A 20463-nucleotide genomic window follows, 5' to 3' on the forward strand; every position below is an offset into this window, starting at 1 on the left:
AACACATAAGGAAAAGAAATGCCTACTGGCACCGTTAAGTGGTTCAACTCCGAAAAGGGCTTCGGCTTCATCGCTCCCGACGACGGAGGCGCCGACGTGTTCGCGCACTTCTCCGCCATCGCGAAGCAGGGCTACCGCGAGCTCGTCGAGAACCAGCACGTCGAGTACGACGTCGAGCAGGGCCGCAAGGGCCCGCAGGCCGCGAACATCCGCGGCGTCGGCGAGTAATCTCCGACTTCCGACGCCCCGTCGACCAGGATCCCCGGATCCGGTCGGCGGGGCGTCCGTCGTTGACAGGGTGATTACGCCCCCGGCCGGCGGAGGCGAAACCCGTGCCACCCCTCCGGGCCGCAGGATCGGTATCCTCTCCGTGGCGGCTCCCGAGCTCACGGAGCCCGCGACGCCGTCCGGGACTCCGGCGCGTCGGCACCACTTCACGGCGGAGACAATGGGACGACTGATCTACGGACCGCAATCACTCGAGATCGACTTCGAGGACCGGCTCCTCGCGCACCTCAAGGTCGCGATGTTCACCAAGATGCGGCGGAACGAGTCGTTCAGCCTCTCCTGGAGCGAGCCGGAGTCGTCCGGCTACGGCCGCAGCTCCGTCTGGGTGCACCCGACGACTCCGCTGCACTTCCGGTTCCACGGCAGCAAGCGGCCGTCGCTGAACCGCCTGTGGATCGAGCAGTTCATCGCGAGCGCGAACAACACCGGCGAGATGACCGTGGTGCCGGAGCCGGCCGAGGGCTCCTGACCCGCGACGCTCCTCAGACCACGAGCGGCCGGGCCGTGTGCACGAGCTCCTCGTGCGACAGGGCCCGGAGGCGCTCGGCGATCTCGGCACGGGCGCCCGCGTCGACCGACGCCCGGGCGTGCTCCTGCGGCCGCAGCGGCGTGAGGGTGACCAGGTCGGCGTGACCGGTCGCCAGGTCGAGCCGCTCGGGCAGGCCGGGGCTGCGCAGGCCCAGGAGGACGCCGACGGTGCCCTGCTCATCGGTCCAGGCGGGCGGCGCCGCGACGTTCGCGAGCCGCGCCGTGTCGAGGGAGCTGCGGCAGCACACCCCCTGGAGGGCGGCCCGTCGGGCGGCCTCGTACAGCAGGCGGAAGTGCCAGTGGTTCCAGAGCTCGGCGGTGGGGACGCCGCGGACGGCGGACGTCTCGAGGCACAGCTCGAGGCCGAGACCAGTGCCGGGATGCTCGAGCCGGTCGAAGGGATCGCTCAGCCCGTCGGTAGCGAGCACCACGGAGGCGCCACAGTCGACGCGCAGGAACGCACGGTGATCGGTGGGCCAGCGCGCGCCGCCGCGGACGCCGGGATCCTCGGTCGAGACGACGACGGTGCGATCGAGCGCACCCACTCCGCGCCAGGCGTCGGCCCGGTCCTCCGCCACCGCCTCGGCCAGCGCCCGCCTCTCGTCCTCGGTCCATCGGACCTCACGAGTGCGGTTCAGGAACAACGACATGGGACTCCCCGTCCGCGCGACCGGCGTGCCGCGCTCCCGGAACGCTACGGCGCCCACCCCTGCTCCTCCTCCGAGCAACCGGAACGCCAGCTGTGTTTGTTGCGCGGCGGTCCCCGCCCGCCGCGACGCGGTCGGCTCCCAGGAGTGGCCGGGCAGGTGGAGCGGGTCGCGTCCGGCTACGCCGAAACGCTGGAACGCGTTTCGACGGTTCGCCTCACGGCGGTGTTCACTCCCGCGGCGGTCCCCGCCCGCCGCGGCGCGGTCGGCTCCCAGGAAAGGCCGGGCAGGTGGAGCGGGTCGCGACCGGCTACGCCGAAACGCTGGAACGCGTTTCGTCGGTTCGCCTCCGGCGGTGGTCGTTACCGCGGCGGTAGCCGGCCGCCGCGGAAGACGGCTCAACCCAGGGGGTTGATGCCGTTGGTGCGCCAGCGCTCGTCGGCGAGCTGGCCGGGGGTGCCGGCGCTCGCGTTCTCGCCCAGGGGCTCGCCGCCCTCGACGGCGTCGGCGCCGAGCGCGGTGCCGGCTCCCTCGGCGGTGCTGCCGGGGGGCAGCAGGCCCTCCTCGTCCTCGCGGGGGCCGACCTCGTCCTCGGGGGCGTTCTCGGAGCCGCTCTCGCTCATCGGGTCGTAGCCGTGGTCCGGGTCGCGGCTCTCGTCGGCCGTCGTGTTCTCCTCGACCTCGGCGTCAGCAGGACGGACGTCGTCGGCCTTCTCCGCATCGGTGGAGGGGGTGGCCTCGAAGCCTGCGAACTCGGGACTGTCGTCTGCGCTCATGGCCGCCACGGTAGCACCGGCCCCGCGGGCACCGGAGGGGGTTCCGCCGGGCGCCCGCGACGCCTCCGCTCAGCGGCCACGCCCTAGGCTCGGGGGGCTGGCACGGACGACGGGAGCGACATGCGACGACTCGGGTACGACAGGTTCGGCGGGCCCGATCTGCTCTCGTGGCGGGAGGCGCCGGTGCCGATGCCGGGTCGCGGCGAGGTCCTGGTGCGCACGCGCGCGGCGAGCATCAACGCGACCGACGAGAAGATCCTGTCCGGCTCCGCGCGGATCATGGCCGTCGGCCGCTCCCGTCCCTACGGGTTCGGCCTCGACATCGCCGGCACCGTCGAGGCGCTCGGCCCGGGGTCGCACTCGGTCGCGATCGGCGACCGCGTGGTGGGGATGACCCGCGACGGCGACGCCTTCGCCGACGCGTCCATCGCCCGCAGCCGCTCGCTCGTCCCGATGCCCGACTCCCTCGGCTTCGTCGAGGCCGTCACGCTCGCGATGTCGGGCGGCACCGCGGTGGGCCTGGTGGACGCACTGCACGTGCGCGCCGGCGAGCGCGTCCTCGTCAGCGGCGGCTCGGGAGCCATCGGCGATCCGACGATCCAGCTGCTGGTGCGGGCGGGCTGCACGGTCGCGGCCACAGGCTCGGCCGCCTCCGCCGACCTGCTCCGCTCGCTCGGCGCCGAGCCGCACGACTACCGCGCGCTCGACCTCGGGGTGCTGGGCGGCCGCTTCGACGTGGTCGTCGACGTCTCCGGCCACCTGCCGGTCGACGACGCGGCGATCCTCCTGGCCGAGGGCGGGCGCATCGCGACGCTGGTGCCGAGCGGTCCGGCGCTGGTCTCGCAGGCGACGGGCCTCGTCCGCCGCGACCGCCCACGGGTGCGCAACATGATCGTGGTGGCGACGGCGGAGCGGATCGGGCGCGCGGTCTCGCTCGCCGCCTCCGGTGAGCTGCGGCCCCGGCCGGGCGCCGTGCATCCTCTGGGCGACGTCGTCGACGTGCTGTCGCGCCGAGCGACCGGCGCCGACCGCACGATCGGCAAGATCGTCTTCACCGCCGACGACTCGGCTCCGCTGAGCTGACCACCGTCTCCTCCTCCTCGGCCGGTCGGCCGAGCGAGAGCGTGGCCAGGAAGCCGACGGCGAGGAACCCGGCGGCCGCGAAGGCGGCGTAGCGGGTGCCGTCCGAGAACGCCTCGCCCGCCGCCCGGGCCGCGTCGGCGGTGGCCGGTGAGGCGGCCAGCCCGGCGATCGCCGCACCGGAGGAGTCGACCACCGCGTCGACGGTGGTCGCCACCTGCTCCGCGGGGAGGCCCTGCTGCTCGAGCGAGGTCGTGAGGACCCCCGCGGTCGAGGTGTAGAGGATCGTCCCGAGCACGGCGATGCCGAGGGCGGAGCCGATCTGCCGTGCGGTCGACTGCGTGCCCGAGCCCTGCCCGCTGAGCTCGACGGGAACGTCCCGGAGCACGACCCCGGTCAGCTGCGCCGTCGCGAGGCCGACGCCGAAGCCGTAGACGGCGAGGAACGGGACGAGGGCCCACCACGGGGTGGAGTCGGAGACGACCAGGCCGATGCCCGCGACTCCGACGATCTCGGCCGCGAGGCCCACCCGCACGATCAGCACCGGCGCGACCCTGTTTCCGAAGGCGCCGGCGAAGCCCGAGGCGACGAAGGAGCCGAGCGCGAGCGCGAGGAGCACCAGGCCGGTCTGCACGGCCGTGTAGCCGAGGACGCTCTGGAGCCAGATCGGCAGCGCCAGGATGATCCCGAACTCGCCGAGGGAGACGATCATCGCGGCGAGGTTGCCGTTGCGGAACGAGGCGAGGCGGAAGAGCCCGATCGCAAGCATCGCCGAGCGCCCGGCGCGCTCGCGGGCCCGCGCCCAGAGGACTAAGGCGACCCCGGCGAGCACCGCGACGGCGAACGCGATCGGGACCGGCGAGAGGCCGAGCGGCCAGCTCCAGCCGCCGACGCTCAGCGGCTCGTCGACGCCCCACCAGCCGAGGGTGCGCCCCTCGATCAGGGCGAACACCAGGGAGGCGGAGGCGATGATCGAGAGCGCGGCGCCGCCGAGGTCGACCCGCCGCCCGTCGGGCTGCCGCGACTCGTCGACGAACAGCAGCGCTCCGACCACGATGATCACGCCGAGCGGGATGTTGATGCCGAACGCCCAGCGCCAGGAGAAGTCGGTGGTGAGCCAGCCGCCGAGCAGCGGGCCGACCGCGGTCATGCCGCCGATGGTCGAGCCCCAGACGGCGAAGGCGATGGCGCGCTCGCGCCCACGGAAGGTGGCGTTGATCAGCGAGAGGGTCGTCGGCAGCACCATCGCTCCTCCGACGCCCTGCACGACCCTGGAGAGGATCAGCAGGTCGCCGGTCGGAGCGAGGGCCGCCGCGACGGAGGAGAGCGCGAAGAGCGAGACGCCGACGATCAGCATGCGGCGCCGGCCCCAGCGGTCGGCGAGGGTGCCGAAGACCAGCAGGAGCGCGGCGAACACGAGCGTGTACGACTCCTGCACCCACTGCACCTGGGTCGAGGTGATCCCGAGATCGGCGACGATCGACGGGATGGCGACGTTGACGATGGTCGAGTCGACGATGATCGTCGCCACTCCGAGGCTGATGACGACCAGCCCGATCCACTTGCGGTTGCGCACGACGCTCTCCTCCGACGATTTAGTAAGCCAGCTGACTATATGCCCGCGGAGGGCGCCGTGTCGAAGGGAGGGCCTGGAAGATTAGCGGGAGGCGGGCGCGGCGACAAGGGCGCGAAGCTCCCGGAGCCGCCCGGTCAGGATGGACGCATGCCCGCATCCCCCCGTTCCTTCCCGTATCCCCTCGGCGTCTCCCTCCGCGGCGACGCCGGCGCCGACGTCGCCGTCTACTCCGAGACCGCGGACAGCGTCGAGGTCTGCCTCTTCGACGAGTCCGGAGCAGAGACCCGCGTCGCCCTCACCGAGCGGACCGGCCACGTCTTCCACGGCCTCGTCCCCGAGATGGGCATCGGCACCCGCTACGGGCTGCGCGTCGACGGCCCCTGGGACCCCGCCAACGGCCTCCGCCACAACGCCGCCAAGCTCCTCCTCGACCCGCACGCCACCGCGATCGAGGGCTCGTACACCTGGTCCGAAGACGTCTTCGGCCAGTTCTACGAGGACGCCGACACCCGCAACGACGCCGACTCCGCGCACGCGGTCCCCCGCTGCGTCGTCACCGACCCCGACTCCTTCGACTGGAGCGGCGACACCGCGCCGCGCATCCCGCTCGAGGAGACCGTCGTCTACGAGGTGCACGTGAAGGGCTTCACGAAGCTGCACCCCGACGTGCCCGAGGACATCCGCGGCACCTACCGCGGCCTCGCTCACCCCGCCGCGATCAAGCACTTCACCGACCTGGGCGTGACCTCGGTCGAGCTGCTCCCCGTGCACCAGTTCGTGCAGGACTCGCACCTCGAGGAGAAGGGCCTGCGCAACTACTGGGGCTACAACTCCCTCGGCTTCTTCGCGCCGCACAACGAGTACTCGCACGCCGGCGACGACGGCTCGCAGGTCGACGAGTTCAAGGCCATGGTCAAGGCGTTCCACGAGGCCGGCCTCGAGGTCATCCTCGACGTGGTCTACAACCACACCGCCGAGGGCAACGACAAGGGCCCCACCCTCTCGTTCAAGGGCATCGACAACGGCTCCTACTACCGCCTGGTGGAGGAGGACCGCGCGAACTACTTCGACACCACCGGCACCGGCAACAGCCTCAACGTCGCGCACCCGGCCGCGCTCGGCCTGATCATGGACTCCCTGCGCTACTGGGTGACCGAGATGCACATCGACGGCTTCCGCTTCGACCTCGCCACCACCCTCACCCGTCAGACCGGCGAGGCCGAGGTGCACAGCGCCTTCCTCGACCTGATCGCGCAGGACCCGGTGCTCGCGCCCGTCAAGATGATCGCCGAGCCGTGGGACACCGCCGGCTACCAGGTCGGCGGCTTCCCCGCGGACTGGTCGGAGTGGAACGGGAAGTTCCGCGACGACGTGCGCGACTTCTGGAACGGCGCCGACTCGGTGCTCGGCACGACCGCGCAGCGCGTCCTCGGCTCCCCCGACGTGTACGAGGCCGACCGCCGCTCGCCGGTCTCCAGCATCAACTTCGTCACCGCGCACGACGGCTTCACCCTCGCCGACCTCACCGCGTACTCGCGCAAGCACAACGCGGCCAACGGCGAGGACAACAACGACGGCGAGAGCGACAACCGCTCCTCCAACAACGGCGCCGAGGGCCCGACCGAGAACGAGGCGGTCAACGAGCGCCGCGACCGCATGCGCCGCAACTTCCTCGCGACGCTGCTGCTCTCGGCCGGCGTGCCGATGATCCTGGGCGGCGACGAGATCGCCCGCACGCAGGGCGGCAACAACAACGCCTACTGCCAGGACGACGAGATCTCGTGGTTCGACTGGGAGAACGCGGACCGCGAGCTGCTCGCCTTCACCCGCGAGCTGATCGCCCTCCGCGCCGCGGAGCCGGCGCTGCGCCCGAAGTGGTTCCGCCGCGCCCCCGGCGACGGCGGCCCCGACACGGTCGACATCCTCCGCTCCGACGCGCAGGGCTTCGCCGACGAGGACTGGGACAACCCCGACGCCCGCTCGATCACCTTCGTGTTCGAGCACGAGGGCAGCGCGAGCTTCGCCCTGCTGCTGAACGCGGCGGAGAACGGCGTCGAGTTCACCGTTCCCGAGGCGCCCGGCGCCGAGTGGACGCTGGCCGCCTCGAGCGACCCGGAGCAGGTCGTCGAGGGCGAGGTCACCACGCTGATCGTCCGCGACGGCTCGTTCACGCTGCTGCGCTCGGCCTCCTGATGACCGGCCGGACCCCGCGGCTCCTCCGCTTCGGCGGGCGCATCGCGGGGTTCGGCACGTCCTCGGGCACGAGGATCGTGCTGGGCCTCTGGGAGGACACCCCCTTCGGCCCGTTCGCCGACGCGATGGTCGAGGACGGCGACGGCCACCGCCTCCTGATCGCACCGACCCGCGAGGTCGCGGACTTCATCGGGTCGACGTACGCGTTCGACGAGGTGCGGATCGCGCCGGTGTCGTGGCGGAGGATCGCGGGCGGCCTGTCCGTCGCGGCCGGACCGCTCGCGGTGCGACTGGAGCTCGGCGGTCTCACTCCGCTCGGCCGGCTGCTGCGGATCGTTCCACGACCGCTCGCCGAGCACCCGGCATGGCTGACCGCGATCTCGCCGGTCGCCTCCCTGCTCGTCCGCGGAGTGAGCACGGCCGGGTCGGCAGGGCACGGACGCCGCGAGTACTACGGCGTGCGGGCGATCCGCCGCGTCGAGGGCGTCCACGCGGTGCTGGCGGAGGAGGACCTCGGCCCGCTGCGCCCGCTCTCGCCGCCCGTGCGGTTCGGCTTCTCGTCGGCGCCCGCCGCTCCGGCGATCGTCGACGTCACCACCACCATCGCGCTCCCGCGCGACGGGACCACCGCGCTCCGGCGCGACCGAGAGAGAGGAGCCGCCTCGTGAAGAAGGGCGACAAGATCAGCTGGAACACCTCGCAGGGCGAGACCCACGGCGAGCTGGTCGAGAAGAAGACGAAGGAGTTCCAGTTCGAGGGGCAGAAGTTCAACGCCTCGGACGACGAGCCCTACTGGATCGTGCAGAGCGACAAGACCGACGCGAAGGCCGCGCACAAGGAGTCGTCGCTGACGAAGAAGTGAGCGGGCGCAGGCCGAGCGGCTGCGGGCCGGGCTCCGGATCGACTCCGGGGCCCGGCCCGCGCCCGTCTCACGCGATGCGGATGAGCTTCTTGTTCACGAACTCCTCGAGGGCGGGGCGGCCCATCTCGCGGCCGGTGCCCGAGCGCTTCACGCCGCCGAAGGGCAGCTCGGCCGCGTCGCCGAGGACGAGGTTGATCCAGACCATCCCCGCGTCGATCCGGTCCGCCAGGCGCAGCGCCTGCTCCTGGTCGGTCGTGTAGAGGTAGGAGCCGAGGCCGTAGGGGGTGTCGTTCGCGAGGGCGATCGCCTCGTCCTCGTCGCGGACGCGGTAGAGCGCGGCGACGGGGCCGAAGAACTCCTCGCGGTAGGCGTCCATCGCGGGCGTGACGCCCTCGAGCACGGCGGGCGGGAAGAAGTTGCCGGTCACCTCGCCGCTGGCGCGGACGGTGGCCCCCTGCTCGCGCGCGGCCGCCAGCTGCGCCTCGAGGCGCTCCGTCGCGGCGGAGGAGGAGAGCGGGCCGAGGAGGGTGCCCTCCGCGAACGGATCGGCCGGCTGGGCGCGGGTGAACGCCTCCGTGAACTTCTCGGCGAACGCGTCGTACAGCTCGTCGATCACGATGAAGCGCTTCGCGGCGTTGCAGGACTGGCCGTTGTTGTCCAGGCGCGCGGCGACCGCGTCCTCGACCGCCTTGTCGAGGTCGTCGGTCGACAGGAGCACGAACGGGTCGGAGCCGCCGAGCTCGAGCACGACCTTCTTCAGATGGCGGCCCGCGAGCTCCGCGACGGCCGCGCCGGCCCGCTCGGAGCCGGTGACGGAGACACCCTGGACCCGGGGGTCGGCGATGACGGTCGCGGCCTGCTCGTTCGTGGCGTAGAGGTTCACGTAGACGCCGGCGGGCGCGTCCAGCTCCTCGGCCGCGGTATGGAAGATGTCGGCGATGGCGGCGGCCGACTCCGGGCACTGCGGCGCGTGCTTGAGCAGGATCGTGTTGCCCGCGACCACGTTCGGGCCGGCGAAGCGGGCCACCTGGTAGTAGGGGAAGTTCCACGGCATGATGCCCAGCAGCACGCCCAGCCCGGCGCGGCGGATCAGCGCGGAGCCGGTGCCCTCGGCGAGCTCGATCGGCTCGTCGGCGAGGAAGGCCTCGCCGTTCTCGGCGTAGTAGCGGTAGATGTCGGCGGCGAAGCCGACCTCGCCCTGCGCCTGGTCGAGCGGCTTGCCCATCTCGCGGACGATGATCGCCGCGAGCTCGTCGGCGCGCTCGACGTGCAGCTCTGCCACGCGGGCGATCAGCGCCGCGCGGGTCGCGACGGGCACGGTCCGCGACCAGGAGGAGTACGCGTCCTGCGCCGAGCCGATCGCCGCGGTCAGCTCGGCGTCGCCGAGGGTCGGGTACTCGCGGAGGGTCTCCCCCGTGGCCGGGTCGATCACGGCGTAGTGGGTGCTCATGCGGGCTGTGCTCCTTCGCGCTGGGGGGCCGGTGCGGTCGCGCCGTCCTCGTCGATGATCTCCTGTGCCAGGCGCCTGCCGACGCGGATGGCGCCGTCGACGTGCTGGTAGCCCTCGGCGGCGAGGTCGCTCGTGCCGAAGCGGAGCGGACCCACCGGCTCCAGCTGCAGCGCGCCGTACCGGGTCAGCCCGCCCAGGTCGAAGCTCGCGGCGTACGCGCCCTGCGTCCACTCCTCGGACGCCCAGTCGCTCTCGTAGTAGACGACCGGATCGAGTGCGGCCGGGCCGAAGTAGGCGGCGAGCGAGTCGAGGATCGCGGCCTTCCGCTCCGCCTCGTCGAGCGCGAGCACGCGGTCGGCCTTCTCGTCCGAGACGAAGCCGACCAGGGTGCCGCGCTCCTCCCCGTGGTTCGAGTTGTCGTAGGCCTCGTGCACGAGCGAGTGCGGGCTGAACGCGGTGCCGGAGAGGCCGGCGGCGCGCCAGAAGGGCGTGGCGTACGTGGCGTGCACCTTGATCACGAGGCCGAGCGACTGGTGCTGCAGGGCCTGCTGCCGCAGGCGCGGGAGCGGCGGGTCGAACGAGATGCGGCCGACGAGGTTCGGCGGCACGGCGACGATCGCGCGGCGGGCGCGGAGGACGACGCTGTCGGCGCGCACCTCGACCCCGTCGTCGCCGTGGCGGACGGAGCGGACCGGGTGCCCGAGCAGGACGCGCTCGGCGCCGAGGCGCTCGGCGAGCCGCTCCGGGACCTGCTGGAGGCCGCCGATCACGCGCTTGTCGAGGATGAAGTCGGCGTCGACCAGGTTGCTGAAGCTCCCCGCGCTCGCGGCCATGAGGAGCGCCTGGAGGAGGGAGAAGGCGTGCGCCGGCTTGGTGAGCATGGCGTCGGCGAGGAAGAGGGCGATGTTGGCCCGCGCCTCCTCGTCGTCGCTCTGCTGCTCCAGCCAGGCGGCGAAGGTGATGCGGTCGTAGTCGCGGGCGAGCGGATGCGTCCATGGCGCCGCCGGGTCCGTCTCGGCGACGAGGCGGTCGAGCACCTCGATCAGGCGGGAGATCTCGGACTCGGTGCGCTCGCTCCCCGGGAAGATGTCGCCGGTGAAGCGGCGAGCGGAGCCGTCGGCGCCGATGTAGACGCTCTCGCCCTCGCGGTAGCGGGAGTAGGTGCCGAGGCCGAGCTCGTCGAGGGTCTCGAGGAGCGCCGTCTGGTCCGGCGAGACCCACTGGCCGCCGAGCTCGAGGAGCTGCCCGTCGACCACGCGGGTCTCGAGCCGCCCGCCCACGCGCTCGCGCGCCTCGACGACGACGACGTCGCGTCCGTGCTGCTGCAGCCGGAGCGCCGCGGTGAGTCCGGTGGCACCGGCTCCGATCACGACGACGTCGTGCTCGCTGGGGGACATGACTTCTCTTTCCGTCGGTGATCGCGGGAGTGGACGCGCGAATACGGATGATCCTGTCACAGAAGCGGAGGAGAACGTCAGTGCGTGCGCCCGACGGAGGGTGGACTCGAAGCGCCCTCCATCGAACTACATAGGCGTGCTATATTGTTTCTCGTGCCCGATCCCAGTGCCCCCGTGCGTCTCGCCTCCGCCGCCACCGCCCTCACGCGGTTCGCGGGCCGGGCGAGCGGCGCGACCGGGCTCGGCGCGCAGTCCGGAGCAGTCTGGTCGACGCTCGCCGAGCTGCGCACCGCCTCCCCCTCCCGCCTCGGCGAGCTCGCCGAGCGGGCCCGCGTCACCCAGCCGACGATGACCGGCATCATCGCCCGTCTCGACGAGGCCGGCTGGATCCGCCGCGTCCACGACGCCGGCGACGGCCGCGCCTGGCTGATCGAGGGCACTCCCGCCGGCTTCGACGCCCTCGCCGAGCACCGGCTCCGCCTCGAGGCCGCCCTCGCCCCGCTGTTCGAGGACCTCGACGAGGACGACCGCCTCGCCCTCGAGCGCGCCGCGACCCTCGTCGAGGCCCGCGTCGCCCGGATCGCCGACACCCCCGTCCGCTCCTTCCCCGAGAAAGGCTCCACGCCGTGACCACCTCCCCCCACTCGCCCGCCCAGGGCTCGATCCTGAAGCAGCCGCTGGCCGTCTGGGCCGTCGCCTTCGCCGCGGTGATCGCCTTCATGGGGATCGGCCTGGTCGACCCGATCCTCCCGGCCATCGCCGAGAGCCTGCAGGCGACTCCGACCGAGACCTCCCTGCTCTTCACGAGCTACCTCGTCATCACCGGCGTCGTGATGTTCTTCACCAGCTGGCTCTCCAGCCGCATCGGCGCCAAGAAGACCCTCATGATCGGCCTGGTGCTGATCGTGGTGTTCGCCGCGCTCGCCGGCACGGCGGGCAGCGTCGAGGGCGTCATCGGCTTCCGCGCGGGCTGGGGCTTCGGCAACGCGCTGTTCATCTCGACCGCGCTGTCGACCATCGTCGGCGCGGCGAGCGGAGGCTCCTCCGCGGCGATCGTGCTCTACGAGGCCGCGCTGGGCATCGGCATCGCCGTCGGCCCGCTGCTCGGCGGGCTCCTCGGCAGCGTCTCGTGGCGCGGCCCGTTCTTCGGGACCGCCGTGCTGATGGCCGTCGGCTTCATCGCCATCGCGACGCTCCTGCGGGAGGACGGCCCCAAGCCCGCTCCGACTCCGCTCTCGGCGCCCTTCGCGGCCCTCAAGGTCCCGGCCATCCGCACGCTGGCGGGCGCCGCCCTGTTCTACAACATCGGCTTCTTCGTGCTGCTCGCCTACACGCCCTACCCGCTCGGGCTGGACGAGATGGGCCTCGGCTTCACGTTCTTCGGCTGGGGCCTGGGCGTGGCGATCACCTCCGTGTTCGTCGCTCCGCTGCTCACCCGGCGCCTCCCGCGCACCGTCGTGCTGCGCTCGGTGCTGCTTCTGCTCGCGCTCGACCTGATCGCCGGCGGCCTCGTGATCTCGTCCCGTGTCGGCCTGATCGTCTGCATCATCGTCGGCGGCCTGCTGCTCGGAGTCGTCAACACGGTGCTCACCGAGTGCGTGATGGAGGCGACCGACCTGCCCCGCTCCGTCGCCTCGTCCGCCTACTCCGGCGTCCGCTTCCTCGGCGGCGCGATCGCCCCGCCCGCCGCCTCCGCCCTGGCCGCCGCGATCTCGCCGGCCTTCCCGATGTACGCCGCAGCCGGAGCCGTCGCCGTCGCCGCGCTGATCGTGCTGCTCGGACGCCGCACCCTGGCCCGCGCCGACGCCCACGAGCCCGAGCCCGAGCTCGTCGAGGCGCAGGCGATCACGCTCGGCGAGTGACGCGCCCGCACATGCGCGCACCGGCTCGTTGAGGGGTCGCGAACGGTCGTCATCCGAGCGGGATGGCGGCCGTTCGCGACGCAGGGACGCGGACGAGCGGGAAGGGCGCAGGATCCGACCTGTGGAGAACCGGTTCACGCGGACCGGGAGGCGGGACAGTGGCCGGATGCACGATCCCTCGCCGCTTCCGATCGGACTCCGCTGCCGCGCCTTCACCGTCGCTGACGCTCGCGCGAGCGGACTGAGCCGCGGGCGGCTCCGCAGCTCCGACCTCCACCGGCCCTTCCACGGGGTCCGCACCGCCGACCCCGACCCCGACCTGCGCCTGCGCGCGCAGGCGCTCCTCGCGCTGGTCGGTCCGGAGGCTCTCCTGAGCCACGTGACGGCGGCGCGGCTCTGGCCGCTCGACCTCCCGCCCGCCGCTGCGGACGAGCCGGTGCACGTCAGCGTCCGCCGGCCGGGACGCGCTCCCCGGCACCGGAACGTCGTCGGCCACGCCCTCGCCGATCCCGACGTCCGCCGCGTCCTGCGCCGCGGACTGCCCCTCACCGATCCGGCCTCGCTCTTCTGCCATCTCTCCGCGCTCCTCGAGCCGGACGACCTCGTCGCGGTGGGCGACGCGCTGGTGCGCACGCCGGTCGTCGGCGATCCGGCCGATCGACGGCCCTGGGTGCCGCTGCCCGACCTGCGGGAGCGCGTGTCGTCCTTCCGCGGTCGGGGCTCGGTGCGGCTCCGCGCCGCGCTCGCTCTGGTGCGGGACGGGGCGGAGTCGCGACAGGAGTCGCGGTTCCGGCTCGCGTCGGTGCGGGCGGGCCTCCCGGAGCCGGTGCTGCAGGAGCCGCTGTTCGACTCCGACGGGGTCTTCGTCGGGCGGCCGGACGGCTGGTATCCCGCGGAGCGGGTCGCGTGGGACTACGAGGGCGACGATCACCGCACCAGCAACCGGCGCTTCGCGCGCGACCTCGGCCGCTACGACGACCTCGCCTCGATCGGCGTCCGCGTCGTCCGCATCGTCGGCGCCGAGTTCGTCCCGCACCCCGAGCGCTCCGTCGAGCGCCTGCGACGAGCACTCGCCGAACGGTCCCCGCATCGACGACCGCCGAGGGGTCGCGAACGGTCGTCATCCGAGCGGGATGACGGCCGTTCATGACGCCTCACGGGAGGGCGCGCGCACAGGAGTCAGGGCGCGACCTCGAAGAGGCGCGGGCGCAGCGCGGACGTGCGCGGGTCGGCGGCGCAGGCGGCGAGCGCCGCCGCGAGGACGCCGCGGGCCGGGTGCGGGTCGCGGACGTACACGTCGACGCCGGCGGGCGTGAACGGCGTCCGGGCGAAGCGGGTGAGCGCCCAGCCCGCCTCCTCGTCGGCGGCGACGAACGACCAGCGACTGCGGGCGAGGAGGGTCAGCGGCTCGACGCCCCGCCAGCGGAAGCCGGACGGATCGTGCGGGTCGGGGGTGTCGATCCCGACCACGTAGTGCGAGCGCGTGCGGCCGCGCCAGCTGACGACGTCGCCGATCCCGCCGGTCGGGAGCGGCGCGTACGTGATCGCCACCCCCGACCGCGAGCGCCAGAGCGGCAGCGAGGAGCCCCGGACGAACCAGGTGCCGCTCGCGAGCGCCCGGGCGTCGATCATCGGAGGGCGTGCTTGATGTTGGTGCGGGCCAGCGCGACGGCCTCGCCCGCTCCTCCGTTCATCACGATCTTCGAGACCGCCAGCGCGAAGCCCTTCACCTGCGCGCCCGTGATCGTGGGCGGGAGCGAGAGGGCGAGCGGATCCGTCACCACGTCGACGAGGACCGGGCCGCCGTCGGCGAGCGCCGAGCGGAGGGCCTCCTCCACGTAGCGCGGGTCCTCGACGCGGATTCCGCGGATGCCGATCGCCTCCGCCACCTTCGCGTAGTCGACCATCGGCACGTCGACAGCGAAGTCCGGGAAGCCGTCGACCAGCATCTCGACCTTCACCAGCCCGAGCGTGGAGTTGTTGAACACGACGATCGTCACGGGCAGCCGGTAGGCGGCGACCGTGACCAGCTCGCCCATCAGCATCGAGAGCCCGCCGTCGCCGCTCAGCGAGACGACCTGGCGCCCCGGGTGCGAGAGCTGCGCGCCGACCGCCTGCGGCAGCGCGTTCGCCATCGAGCCGTGCATGTACGAGCCGAGCAGGCGCCGCTTCCCGTTGGGGGTGATGTAGCGGGCCTGCCAGACGTTGCCCATGCCGGTGTCGGCGGTGACGATCGCGTCCTCGGAGAGCAGGCCGTCGAGCGTGGACGCGACGAGCTCGGGGTGGATCGGGCTGCGCGTGCCGACCTCGGTGTACTTCCCGACGACTCCGGTGACCAGCTTCTCGTGCTTCTTCAGCGTCTTGTCGAGGAAGCGGTGGTCCTTCCGCTGCACGAGCGGGGTCAGCGCGGTGAGGGTCGCCGCCACGTCGCCGTGGACGGGGTGCGCGACGCTGACGCGGCGACCGAGCTTCGAGGCGTCGCTGTCGACCTGAGCGATCACCACCTTCGAGGCGTTAGGGAGGAACTGCTCGTAGGGGAAGTCGGTGCCGAGGAGGAGGAGCAGGTCGGCGTCGTGCATGCCGGCGTGCGCCGCTCCGTAGCCGAGGAGGCCCGTCATGCCGACGTCGTAGGGGTTGTCGTACTGGATCCACTCCTTGCCGCGCAGGCTGTGCCCGACGGGCGCGCCCACCAGCTCGGCGAAGGCGACGACCTCGTCGTGCGCGTTCTGCACTCCGGCGCCCGCGAAGATCGCGACGGTCCGCGCCTGGTCGATCGCGGCCGCGAGGGCGCGGACGTCGGCGTCGGCGGGGACCAGGACGGGCGTCGACGGCAGCACGAACGCGGGGAAGCCGTCCACCGCTTCCAGCTCGGCGATATCGCCGGGGAGGGTGACCACGGCGACTCCGCGGAGCGCCACCGCGCTGCGCATCGCGGCGTTGACGACCCGCGGGGCCTGGGCGGCGGTCGAGATCAGCTCGCGGTAGTTCGAGCACTCGACGAAGAGCCTGTCCGGGTGCGTCTCCTGGAAGTAGGACGAGCCGATCTCGTTGCTGGGGATGTGGCTCGCGATGGCGAGCACCGGGGCGGAGGAGCGGTGCGCGTCGTAGAGGCCGTTGATCAGGTGCAGGTTGCCGGGGCCGCAGCTGCCGGCGCAGACGGCGAGGCGCCCGGTGAGCTGCGCCTCCGCGCCGGCGGCGAAGGCGGCCGCCTCCTCGTTGCGCACGTGGATCCAGTCGATGCCTCCCTTCTCGGAGCCGCCGCTGCGGCGCACCGCGTCGACGATCGGATTCAGCGAGTCGCCGACGATCCCGTAGATGCGGGAGACGCCGGCGTCGATGAGCTGAGCGATGAGCTGGTCTGCGACCGTCTTCTGAGCCATGACCCCATTCGACCGGACCGGGCTGAGCGTCCGCTACTCCGGAAAGTGGAGATCCGGATCGGGTGCATCCCCCTCGGGACGGATGCCCTGCACCTCTAGCCTGGGAGTCGTCACAGGAACACCTCCGTACCGCTGATCCCGGGAGTCGCCATGAACCGCCGCAGAACCGCCCTCGCCCTGGCCGCCGGCGCGGCCCTCACCCTCGGCCTGACCGGCTGCTCGGGCCTGAACGGCCTGATGGGAGGCGAGACCCGCGACGACGAGACCGGGGAGATCACCGAGGGCGGGACGACCGACGTCTTCCAGCTGCGCGTGGGCGACTGCCTGAACGGCGAGCTCAGCGAGGAGGCGACCGAGGTCACCGACGTGCCGACCGTGCCCTGCACCGACCCGCACGTCTACGAGGTGTTCCAGAACCTGACGATGGCCGACGCCGACGAGTACCCGGGCGAGTCCGTCGCGACGGAGCAGGCCGAGACCGACTGCGTCACGGCGTTCGAGTCGTTCACCGGGATCGGCTACCAGGACTCGGCGTACGACTTCAGCTACTACTACCCGACCGCCGAGAGCTGGGGCACGGGCGACCGCACGATCAACTGCATGATCACCGACCCGAACGGGCCGAGCACGGGCACGCTGGCGGGCGTCGCGGCCTGATCGCGATCCCCGCGCGCGGAGGTGCCGGTCCCGCCGAGCGCTCCGCGCGCGGCCCGGGTCAGTCGCGGTCGCGCGCGGGGAACAGGCGCAGGAGCAGGCCGGAGCCGATCCAGACCACGGCGATCCCCGAGACGAGCCAGGAGGCTCCGAGGCCGGACGCCGCTCCCGCCAGCACGGCGCCGACGGCCGCGGCGGCGGAGCGCAGCCCCGCGCCGATCGTGAACACCTGCGAGCGGACGGCGGCGGGGCTCTCCTGGTCGCGCAGCAGCAGCATCGCCGCGTTCGAGGGGGCCGTGAAGACGCCCGCGACCGCGAAGGCGGCGATCGCCACGACGACGCCCAGGTCGGGGACGGCGATCAGGAGGACGGCGCCGGTCGCGATGTAGGCGGCGCCCATGGTCCACGCCGGCGGACGGCGGGTCCAGCGGCGGGCCGCCACGGCGAGGGCGCCGAGCAGGCCGCCCACGGCGAAGGCGGTCAGGATCCACGCGGCTGCGTCGGTGCTGCCCAGCCGCTCCACCGAGAGGCTGATCGCCGCGACTCCCGCCGCTCCGCCCGCGACCTGGCTGAGCGTGCCCGCCGAGGTGACCACCGCGATCGGACGGTGTCGCACGAGGTGGGTGACGCCCGCGACGATCGTCCGCAGCACGCCGACGGTCGGCGCCGGACGGGCCTCCATCGCCAGGCCGAGCGACCCGACGACGCCGATGAGGGCGAGGACCGCCATGGCGAGCATCGCGGTCCGCGCTCCCCCGACTCCGACCGCGAGGCCCACGATGGCCGGCCCGCTGATCGAGGCGACCGTGTACGAGAGCGAGTCCTGCGCGTAGGCGCGGCGCGGCTCCGGGATGGCGCTCGTGACGAAGCTCGACATGCCGCCCATGTAGACGGGCGTCGCGAGCCCCGCGAGGAGCAGCAGTACCACGATGAGCGGCGTCGGCACCTCGCCGAGGAAGGCGGCGACCGCGAAGGCGACGGCGGTCGTGAGCGCGGCGCCGACCAGGAGCCGGCGGGGGCGGCGGACCCGGTCGAGCACCGTGCCGACCAGCGGCGCGGCGATCACGGCGGGGAAGAGCGCCGCTCCGGTCAGGGCACCGCCGAGCGCGACGTCGCCGAGACGCTCGACGGCGAGGACGGGGAGGGCGACGACCATGCCGGCGCTGGCCAGGCGGAGGGGGATCGACGCGGCCTGGTAGCTGACCGCGCTCATGCGGGACCGGGGATCGACATCAACTCCGATGGTGCCACGGCTGCGGGGCGGGGTCGTTCGGAGAGGCAGGCCACCGGCGTCCGAGCGGCCTGCGGCGGCGCGCCCTAGGCGATCGGCGTCCGCGCCGCGAGCTCGGCCGCCGCCGCGACGCCCAGGCGCCAGGGCGCGCCGTGGCCGGGGAGGAGGGTCCGCGCCCCGGTCCCGGCGAGGACCCGCAGCGAGTCGAGGGACAGCGCCGTGTCGGCGGTGGCGGCGCGCGCGACCAGGTGCGGGCCGGTGCGCGCGGAGTAGGGGTCGAGCGTGACCAGGGCGTCTCCGCCGATCACCGCGTCGCGCTCGGAAAGGTGCAGCGAGACGTGCCCGTCGGTGTGCCCCGGAGTCGCGAGCACGCGGGGCGACCCGGGCACGTCGAGCACCTCTCCGGCGGTCAGCGGCAGCGTCCCGTGCACGGGCGGCACCGCGAGCGCCCCGGCACGGGCCATCGCGCCGAGCACCGGGATCGCGGAGGGGTGCAGCAGCGGGTACACCAACGGGGTGCGCTGGCGGCGGTAGGAGTAGGGCTGCGCGGCGAGCGGCTCGTCGGCCGCGTGCAGGTGCACGGGGACGCCCCGCCGGACGAGGCTGCGGGCGACGCCGAGGTGGTCGAAGTGCGCGTGGGTCAGCACGAGGGCGTCGATGTCGCCGAGCGAGCGGCCGAGCACCTCCAGCGCACGGATCAGGTGCGGCCACGTCCTCGGGAGTCCGGCGTCGACGACGGTCAGCCGGCCGGCCTCCTCGATCAGGTAGAGGTTCGTCCAGGCGTGCTCGAGCCGGTGCACTCCGGGCGCGACGTCCCGGTGCAGGCTCGCGCCGCCCCCTCGCCGCTGCTGCCGGCCCTGCTGCTCGCGCTGCTGCTGCTCCATCGTGCTCCCGCCCCTCCGGGCCCGCGCCCGATCGCGACGACGCTACGAGCGTCTGCGACGGATCGGACAGGGCGTTGACGGCGGGGGTCCGCGTCGTGCAGGGCTCAGCGGCGCCGCCCGCGGAGGGCGAGCTGCACCGCCGCGAGCAGGAGGAGGACCGCGAAGAGGATCCCGGACACGCGCGCCGGCAGGAGGAAGGAGAGCGCCACTCCGGCGAAGGAGAACGCCGTCGCGGTGAGCCCGACCACGAGGCCCGCGCGCACGTCGAGCAGGCCGCGCCGGGCGTTCGCGATCGAGCCGGTGACCGCCGTGGGGATCATCGCGGCCAGCGAGGTGCCCTTGGCCAGGAGGTCCGCGAGCCCGAAGGCGCCGACCAGGACCGGCACGGCGATCGCTCCGCCGCCGATGCCGAAGAGGCCGGAAGCGACGCCCATCCCGATGCCGAGCCCCGCGAATCCGGGCCACACGCCCCAGCCCTCGGCGACGTCGCCGGTGTCGTTCGAGCCGAACACGGCCATCCGCACCGCCGCGGCCACGAGCAGCGCCACGAACATCCAGCGCAGCACGCCGAGGGGCAGCCGCGCGAGCAGCCAGGATCCGGCCACCGCCCCGAGCATCGCCGCAGCCGCGATCACCGCCGCCGGGACCCAGGCGACCTGACCGGCGAGGGCGTAGCCGAACGCTCCGGCGACCGAGGTCGGAGCGATCGCGAGCAGCGAGGTGGCGGAGGCGCGGCGCTGGTCCATCCCGGCCCACGCGATCAGCATCGGCACCATCACGATCCCGCCGCCGACGCCGAACGCGCCCGACAGGGTCCCGCCGACCGCGCCGATCAGGGCCAGGACGAGCAGGGCGCGCGGCCGCATGCGCTCGGCCGTCCGATCGGGGAGGGGCGCCTGCGGGGCGGTCGCGTCGGTCACGGCTCCATGCCACCACAGCACCGGGCCGAGGGCGAATCGACGGGCGTCGACCGCGTTCCTGAGAGGACCGGACCGGCCCGGCCCGCCTCTCTGGCAGTTGCCTGGGCGGGCCGGATCCGACCGTGACGTTCGGCGTCGACGGAGCGTCCTACCTGCATACCCCGCCTGATCGAGCGATCGGGCCCCGAGCGAAAGAGGAGACCATGGCCGAGACCACCGCGACCACCACCCGTCAGACCAGCACCGGATCCGGACGCACCGTGATCGAGGACGGCGTCATCGCCAAGGTCGCCGGCATCGCCGCGCGCGAGGTCCCGGGCGTCCACGCCCTCGGCGGAGGAGCGGCCCGAGCGATCGGCGCCATCCGCAGCGCGATCGGCAACGACGACCGCGGCCAGGGCGTCAAGGTCGAGGTCGGCGAGCGCCAGGTCGCCGCCGACATCACCATCGTCGCCGAGTACCCCGCGCCGCTGCAGAAGGTCGCCGAGGACGTGCGCTCCGCCGTCGCCGACGCCATCCAGCACATCGCCGGCATGGAGGTCGCCGAGATCAACGTGACCGTCCAGGACGTCCACATCCCCGAGGACGACACCCAGGAGTCCGACCCGCGCGTCGTCTGACCCGTTCCCCCCGCACCGACGCCCCGGGCCGAACGGCACCGGGGCGTCGGTGCGGGGGGAACGGGTCAGACGACGCGCGGGTCGGACTCCTGGGTGTCGTCCTCGGGGATGTGGA

21 protein-coding genes are annotated in these 20463 nt (G+C 73.2%); 11 read left to right on the forward strand and 10 right to left on the reverse strand.

The window, feature by feature from the left end; translation table 11 throughout:
* Positions 1–18 precede the first annotated feature (18 nt).
* Both C5C35_RS06450 and C5C35_RS06455 read left to right on the forward strand, forming a co-directional pair.
* Positions 19–228, forward strand: coding sequence for a cold-shock protein (locus tag C5C35_RS06450; RefSeq protein WP_055786246.1), 210 nt, complete (start codon positions 19–21; stop codon positions 226–228).
* Between the two features lie 220 nt (positions 229–448).
* Positions 449–757 (forward strand): hypothetical protein, encoded by a 309-nt coding sequence (locus C5C35_RS06455; RefSeq protein WP_104226101.1) that lies wholly within the window; start codon positions 449–451, stop codon positions 755–757.
* Positions 758–770: 13 nt separating this feature from the next.
* On the opposite strand, the gene C5C35_RS06460 is transcribed toward C5C35_RS06455, so the two are convergent.
* Together C5C35_RS06460 and C5C35_RS06465 are read right to left on the reverse strand one after the other, a co-directional pair.
* Positions 771–1466 carry a hypothetical protein gene (locus C5C35_RS06460; RefSeq protein ID WP_104262781.1) on the reverse strand — a complete coding sequence of 232 codons (696 nt, stop codon included), beginning with the start codon at positions 1464–1466 and terminating at the stop codon, positions 771–773.
* Positions 1467–1861: 395 nt separating this feature from the next.
* On the reverse strand, positions 1862–2239 hold the full coding sequence (locus tag C5C35_RS06465) for a hypothetical protein (protein WP_104314845.1): 378 nt from the start codon (positions 2237–2239) through the stop codon (positions 1862–1864).
* Positions 2240–2359: 120 nt separating this feature from the next.
* On the opposite strand from C5C35_RS06465, the gene C5C35_RS06470 reads away from it, so the two are divergent.
* Positions 2360–3322 (forward strand): NADP-dependent oxidoreductase, encoded by a 963-nt coding sequence (locus tag C5C35_RS06470; RefSeq protein WP_104226099.1) that lies wholly within the window; start codon positions 2360–2362, stop codon positions 3320–3322.
* Here the strand turns inward: C5C35_RS06470 and C5C35_RS06475 are convergent.
* The gene (locus C5C35_RS06475; protein ID WP_104262782.1) at positions 3291–4895 is read right to left on the reverse strand and encodes a DHA2 family efflux MFS transporter permease subunit; all 1605 of its coding nucleotides are present in this window, start codon (positions 4893–4895) and stop codon (positions 3291–3293) included. The two genes, C5C35_RS06470 and C5C35_RS06475, sit on opposite strands and share 32 nt — an antisense overlap.
* 147 nt (positions 4896–5042) lie before the next feature.
* Here C5C35_RS06475 and glgX point away from each other — a divergent pair, with 147 nt between their 5' ends.
* The 3 genes from glgX to C5C35_RS06490 are packed head-to-tail and all read left to right on the forward strand — an operon-like array spanning position 5043 to position 7950.
* Positions 5043–7088 carry a glycogen debranching protein GlgX gene (glgX, locus tag C5C35_RS06480; RefSeq protein ID WP_104246955.1) on the forward strand — a complete coding sequence of 682 codons (2046 nt, stop codon included), beginning with the start codon at positions 5043–5045 and terminating at the stop codon, positions 7086–7088.
* On the forward strand, positions 7088–7756 hold the full coding sequence (locus C5C35_RS06485; RefSeq protein ID WP_104262783.1) for a hypothetical protein: 669 nt from the start codon (positions 7088–7090) through the stop codon (positions 7754–7756). Before glgX ends, C5C35_RS06485 begins: the two co-directional genes overlap by 1 nt.
* On the forward strand, positions 7753–7950 hold the full coding sequence (locus C5C35_RS06490) for a DUF2945 domain-containing protein (RefSeq protein ID WP_056866275.1): 198 nt from the start codon (positions 7753–7755) through the stop codon (positions 7948–7950). Before C5C35_RS06485 ends, C5C35_RS06490 begins: the two co-directional genes overlap by 4 nt.
* Before the next feature lie 67 nt (positions 7951–8017).
* Here the strand turns inward: C5C35_RS06490 and C5C35_RS06495 are convergent, their stop codons facing one another.
* Positions 8018–9400, reverse strand: coding sequence for an NAD-dependent succinate-semialdehyde dehydrogenase (locus C5C35_RS06495; RefSeq protein WP_104262784.1), 1383 nt, complete (start codon positions 9398–9400; stop codon positions 8018–8020).
* Positions 9397–10797 (reverse strand): NAD(P)/FAD-dependent oxidoreductase, encoded by a 1401-nt coding sequence (locus C5C35_RS06500; protein WP_104262785.1) that lies wholly within the window; start codon positions 10795–10797, stop codon positions 9397–9399. The genes C5C35_RS06495 and C5C35_RS06500 overlap by 4 nt, the downstream gene beginning before the upstream one ends.
* Before the next feature lie 153 nt (positions 10798–10950).
* Here C5C35_RS06500 and C5C35_RS06505 point away from each other — a divergent pair, with 153 nt between their 5' ends.
* From C5C35_RS06505 to C5C35_RS06515, 3 genes are all read left to right on the forward strand, one after another.
* Positions 10951–11427: a MarR family winged helix-turn-helix transcriptional regulator gene (locus C5C35_RS06505; protein WP_181134077.1), complete on the forward strand. Its 477-nt coding sequence runs from the start codon at positions 10951–10953 to the stop codon at positions 11425–11427.
* Positions 11424–12659, forward strand: coding sequence for an MFS transporter (locus C5C35_RS06510; protein ID WP_104225140.1), 1236 nt, complete (start codon positions 11424–11426; stop codon positions 12657–12659). The genes C5C35_RS06505 and C5C35_RS06510 overlap by 4 nt, the downstream gene beginning before the upstream one ends.
* A 166-nt stretch (positions 12660–12825) precedes the next feature.
* Positions 12826–13809: a hypothetical protein gene (locus C5C35_RS06515; protein WP_104262787.1), complete on the forward strand. Its 984-nt coding sequence runs from the start codon at positions 12826–12828 to the stop codon at positions 13807–13809.
* A gap of 29 nt (positions 13810–13838) precedes the next feature.
* Here C5C35_RS06515 and C5C35_RS06520 read toward each other — a convergent pair whose 3' ends face one another.
* Entirely contained in the window at positions 13839–14291 is a 453-nt protein-coding gene (locus C5C35_RS06520) for a hypothetical protein (protein ID WP_104262788.1), read from the reverse strand.
* Entirely contained in the window at positions 14288–16039 is a 1752-nt protein-coding gene (locus C5C35_RS06525; RefSeq protein ID WP_104262789.1) for a pyruvate dehydrogenase, read from the reverse strand. The genes C5C35_RS06520 and C5C35_RS06525 overlap by 4 nt, the downstream gene beginning before the upstream one ends.
* A gap of 150 nt (positions 16040–16189) precedes the next feature.
* On the opposite strand from C5C35_RS06525, the gene C5C35_RS06530 reads away from it, so the two are divergent.
* The gene (locus C5C35_RS06530; RefSeq protein ID WP_104261346.1) at positions 16190–16696 is read left to right on the forward strand and encodes a septum formation family protein; all 507 of its coding nucleotides are present in this window, start codon (positions 16190–16192) and stop codon (positions 16694–16696) included.
* A gap of 58 nt (positions 16697–16754) precedes the next feature.
* Here the strand turns inward: C5C35_RS06530 and C5C35_RS06535 are convergent, their stop codons facing one another.
* The 3 genes from C5C35_RS06535 to C5C35_RS06545 all read right to left on the reverse strand — a co-directional run bounded on the left by C5C35_RS06535 (position 16755) and on the right by C5C35_RS06545 (position 19728).
* Positions 16755–17906 carry an MFS transporter gene (locus C5C35_RS06535; RefSeq protein WP_104262790.1) on the reverse strand — a complete coding sequence of 384 codons (1152 nt, stop codon included), beginning with the start codon at positions 17904–17906 and terminating at the stop codon, positions 16755–16757.
* 104 nt (positions 17907–18010) lie between these two features.
* The gene (locus C5C35_RS06540; RefSeq protein WP_104262791.1) at positions 18011–18808 is read right to left on the reverse strand and encodes an MBL fold metallo-hydrolase; all 798 of its coding nucleotides are present in this window, start codon (positions 18806–18808) and stop codon (positions 18011–18013) included.
* 104 nt (positions 18809–18912) lie between these two features.
* A complete protein-coding gene (locus C5C35_RS06545; RefSeq protein ID WP_104262792.1) occupies positions 18913–19728 on the reverse strand; it encodes a sulfite exporter TauE/SafE family protein in 816 nt (271 codons plus the stop codon).
* A gap of 203 nt (positions 19729–19931) precedes the next feature.
* Between C5C35_RS06545 and C5C35_RS06550 the strand changes: the two genes are divergently transcribed.
* Positions 19932–20348 carry an Asp23/Gls24 family envelope stress response protein gene (locus C5C35_RS06550; protein ID WP_104225148.1) on the forward strand — a complete coding sequence of 139 codons (417 nt, stop codon included), beginning with the start codon at positions 19932–19934 and terminating at the stop codon, positions 20346–20348.
* Positions 20349–20463 lie beyond the last annotated feature (115 nt).

The organism is Rathayibacter sp. AY1F8, assembly GCF_002932165.1.
Classification (GTDB): domain Bacteria; phylum Actinomycetota; class Actinomycetes; order Actinomycetales; family Microbacteriaceae; genus Rathayibacter.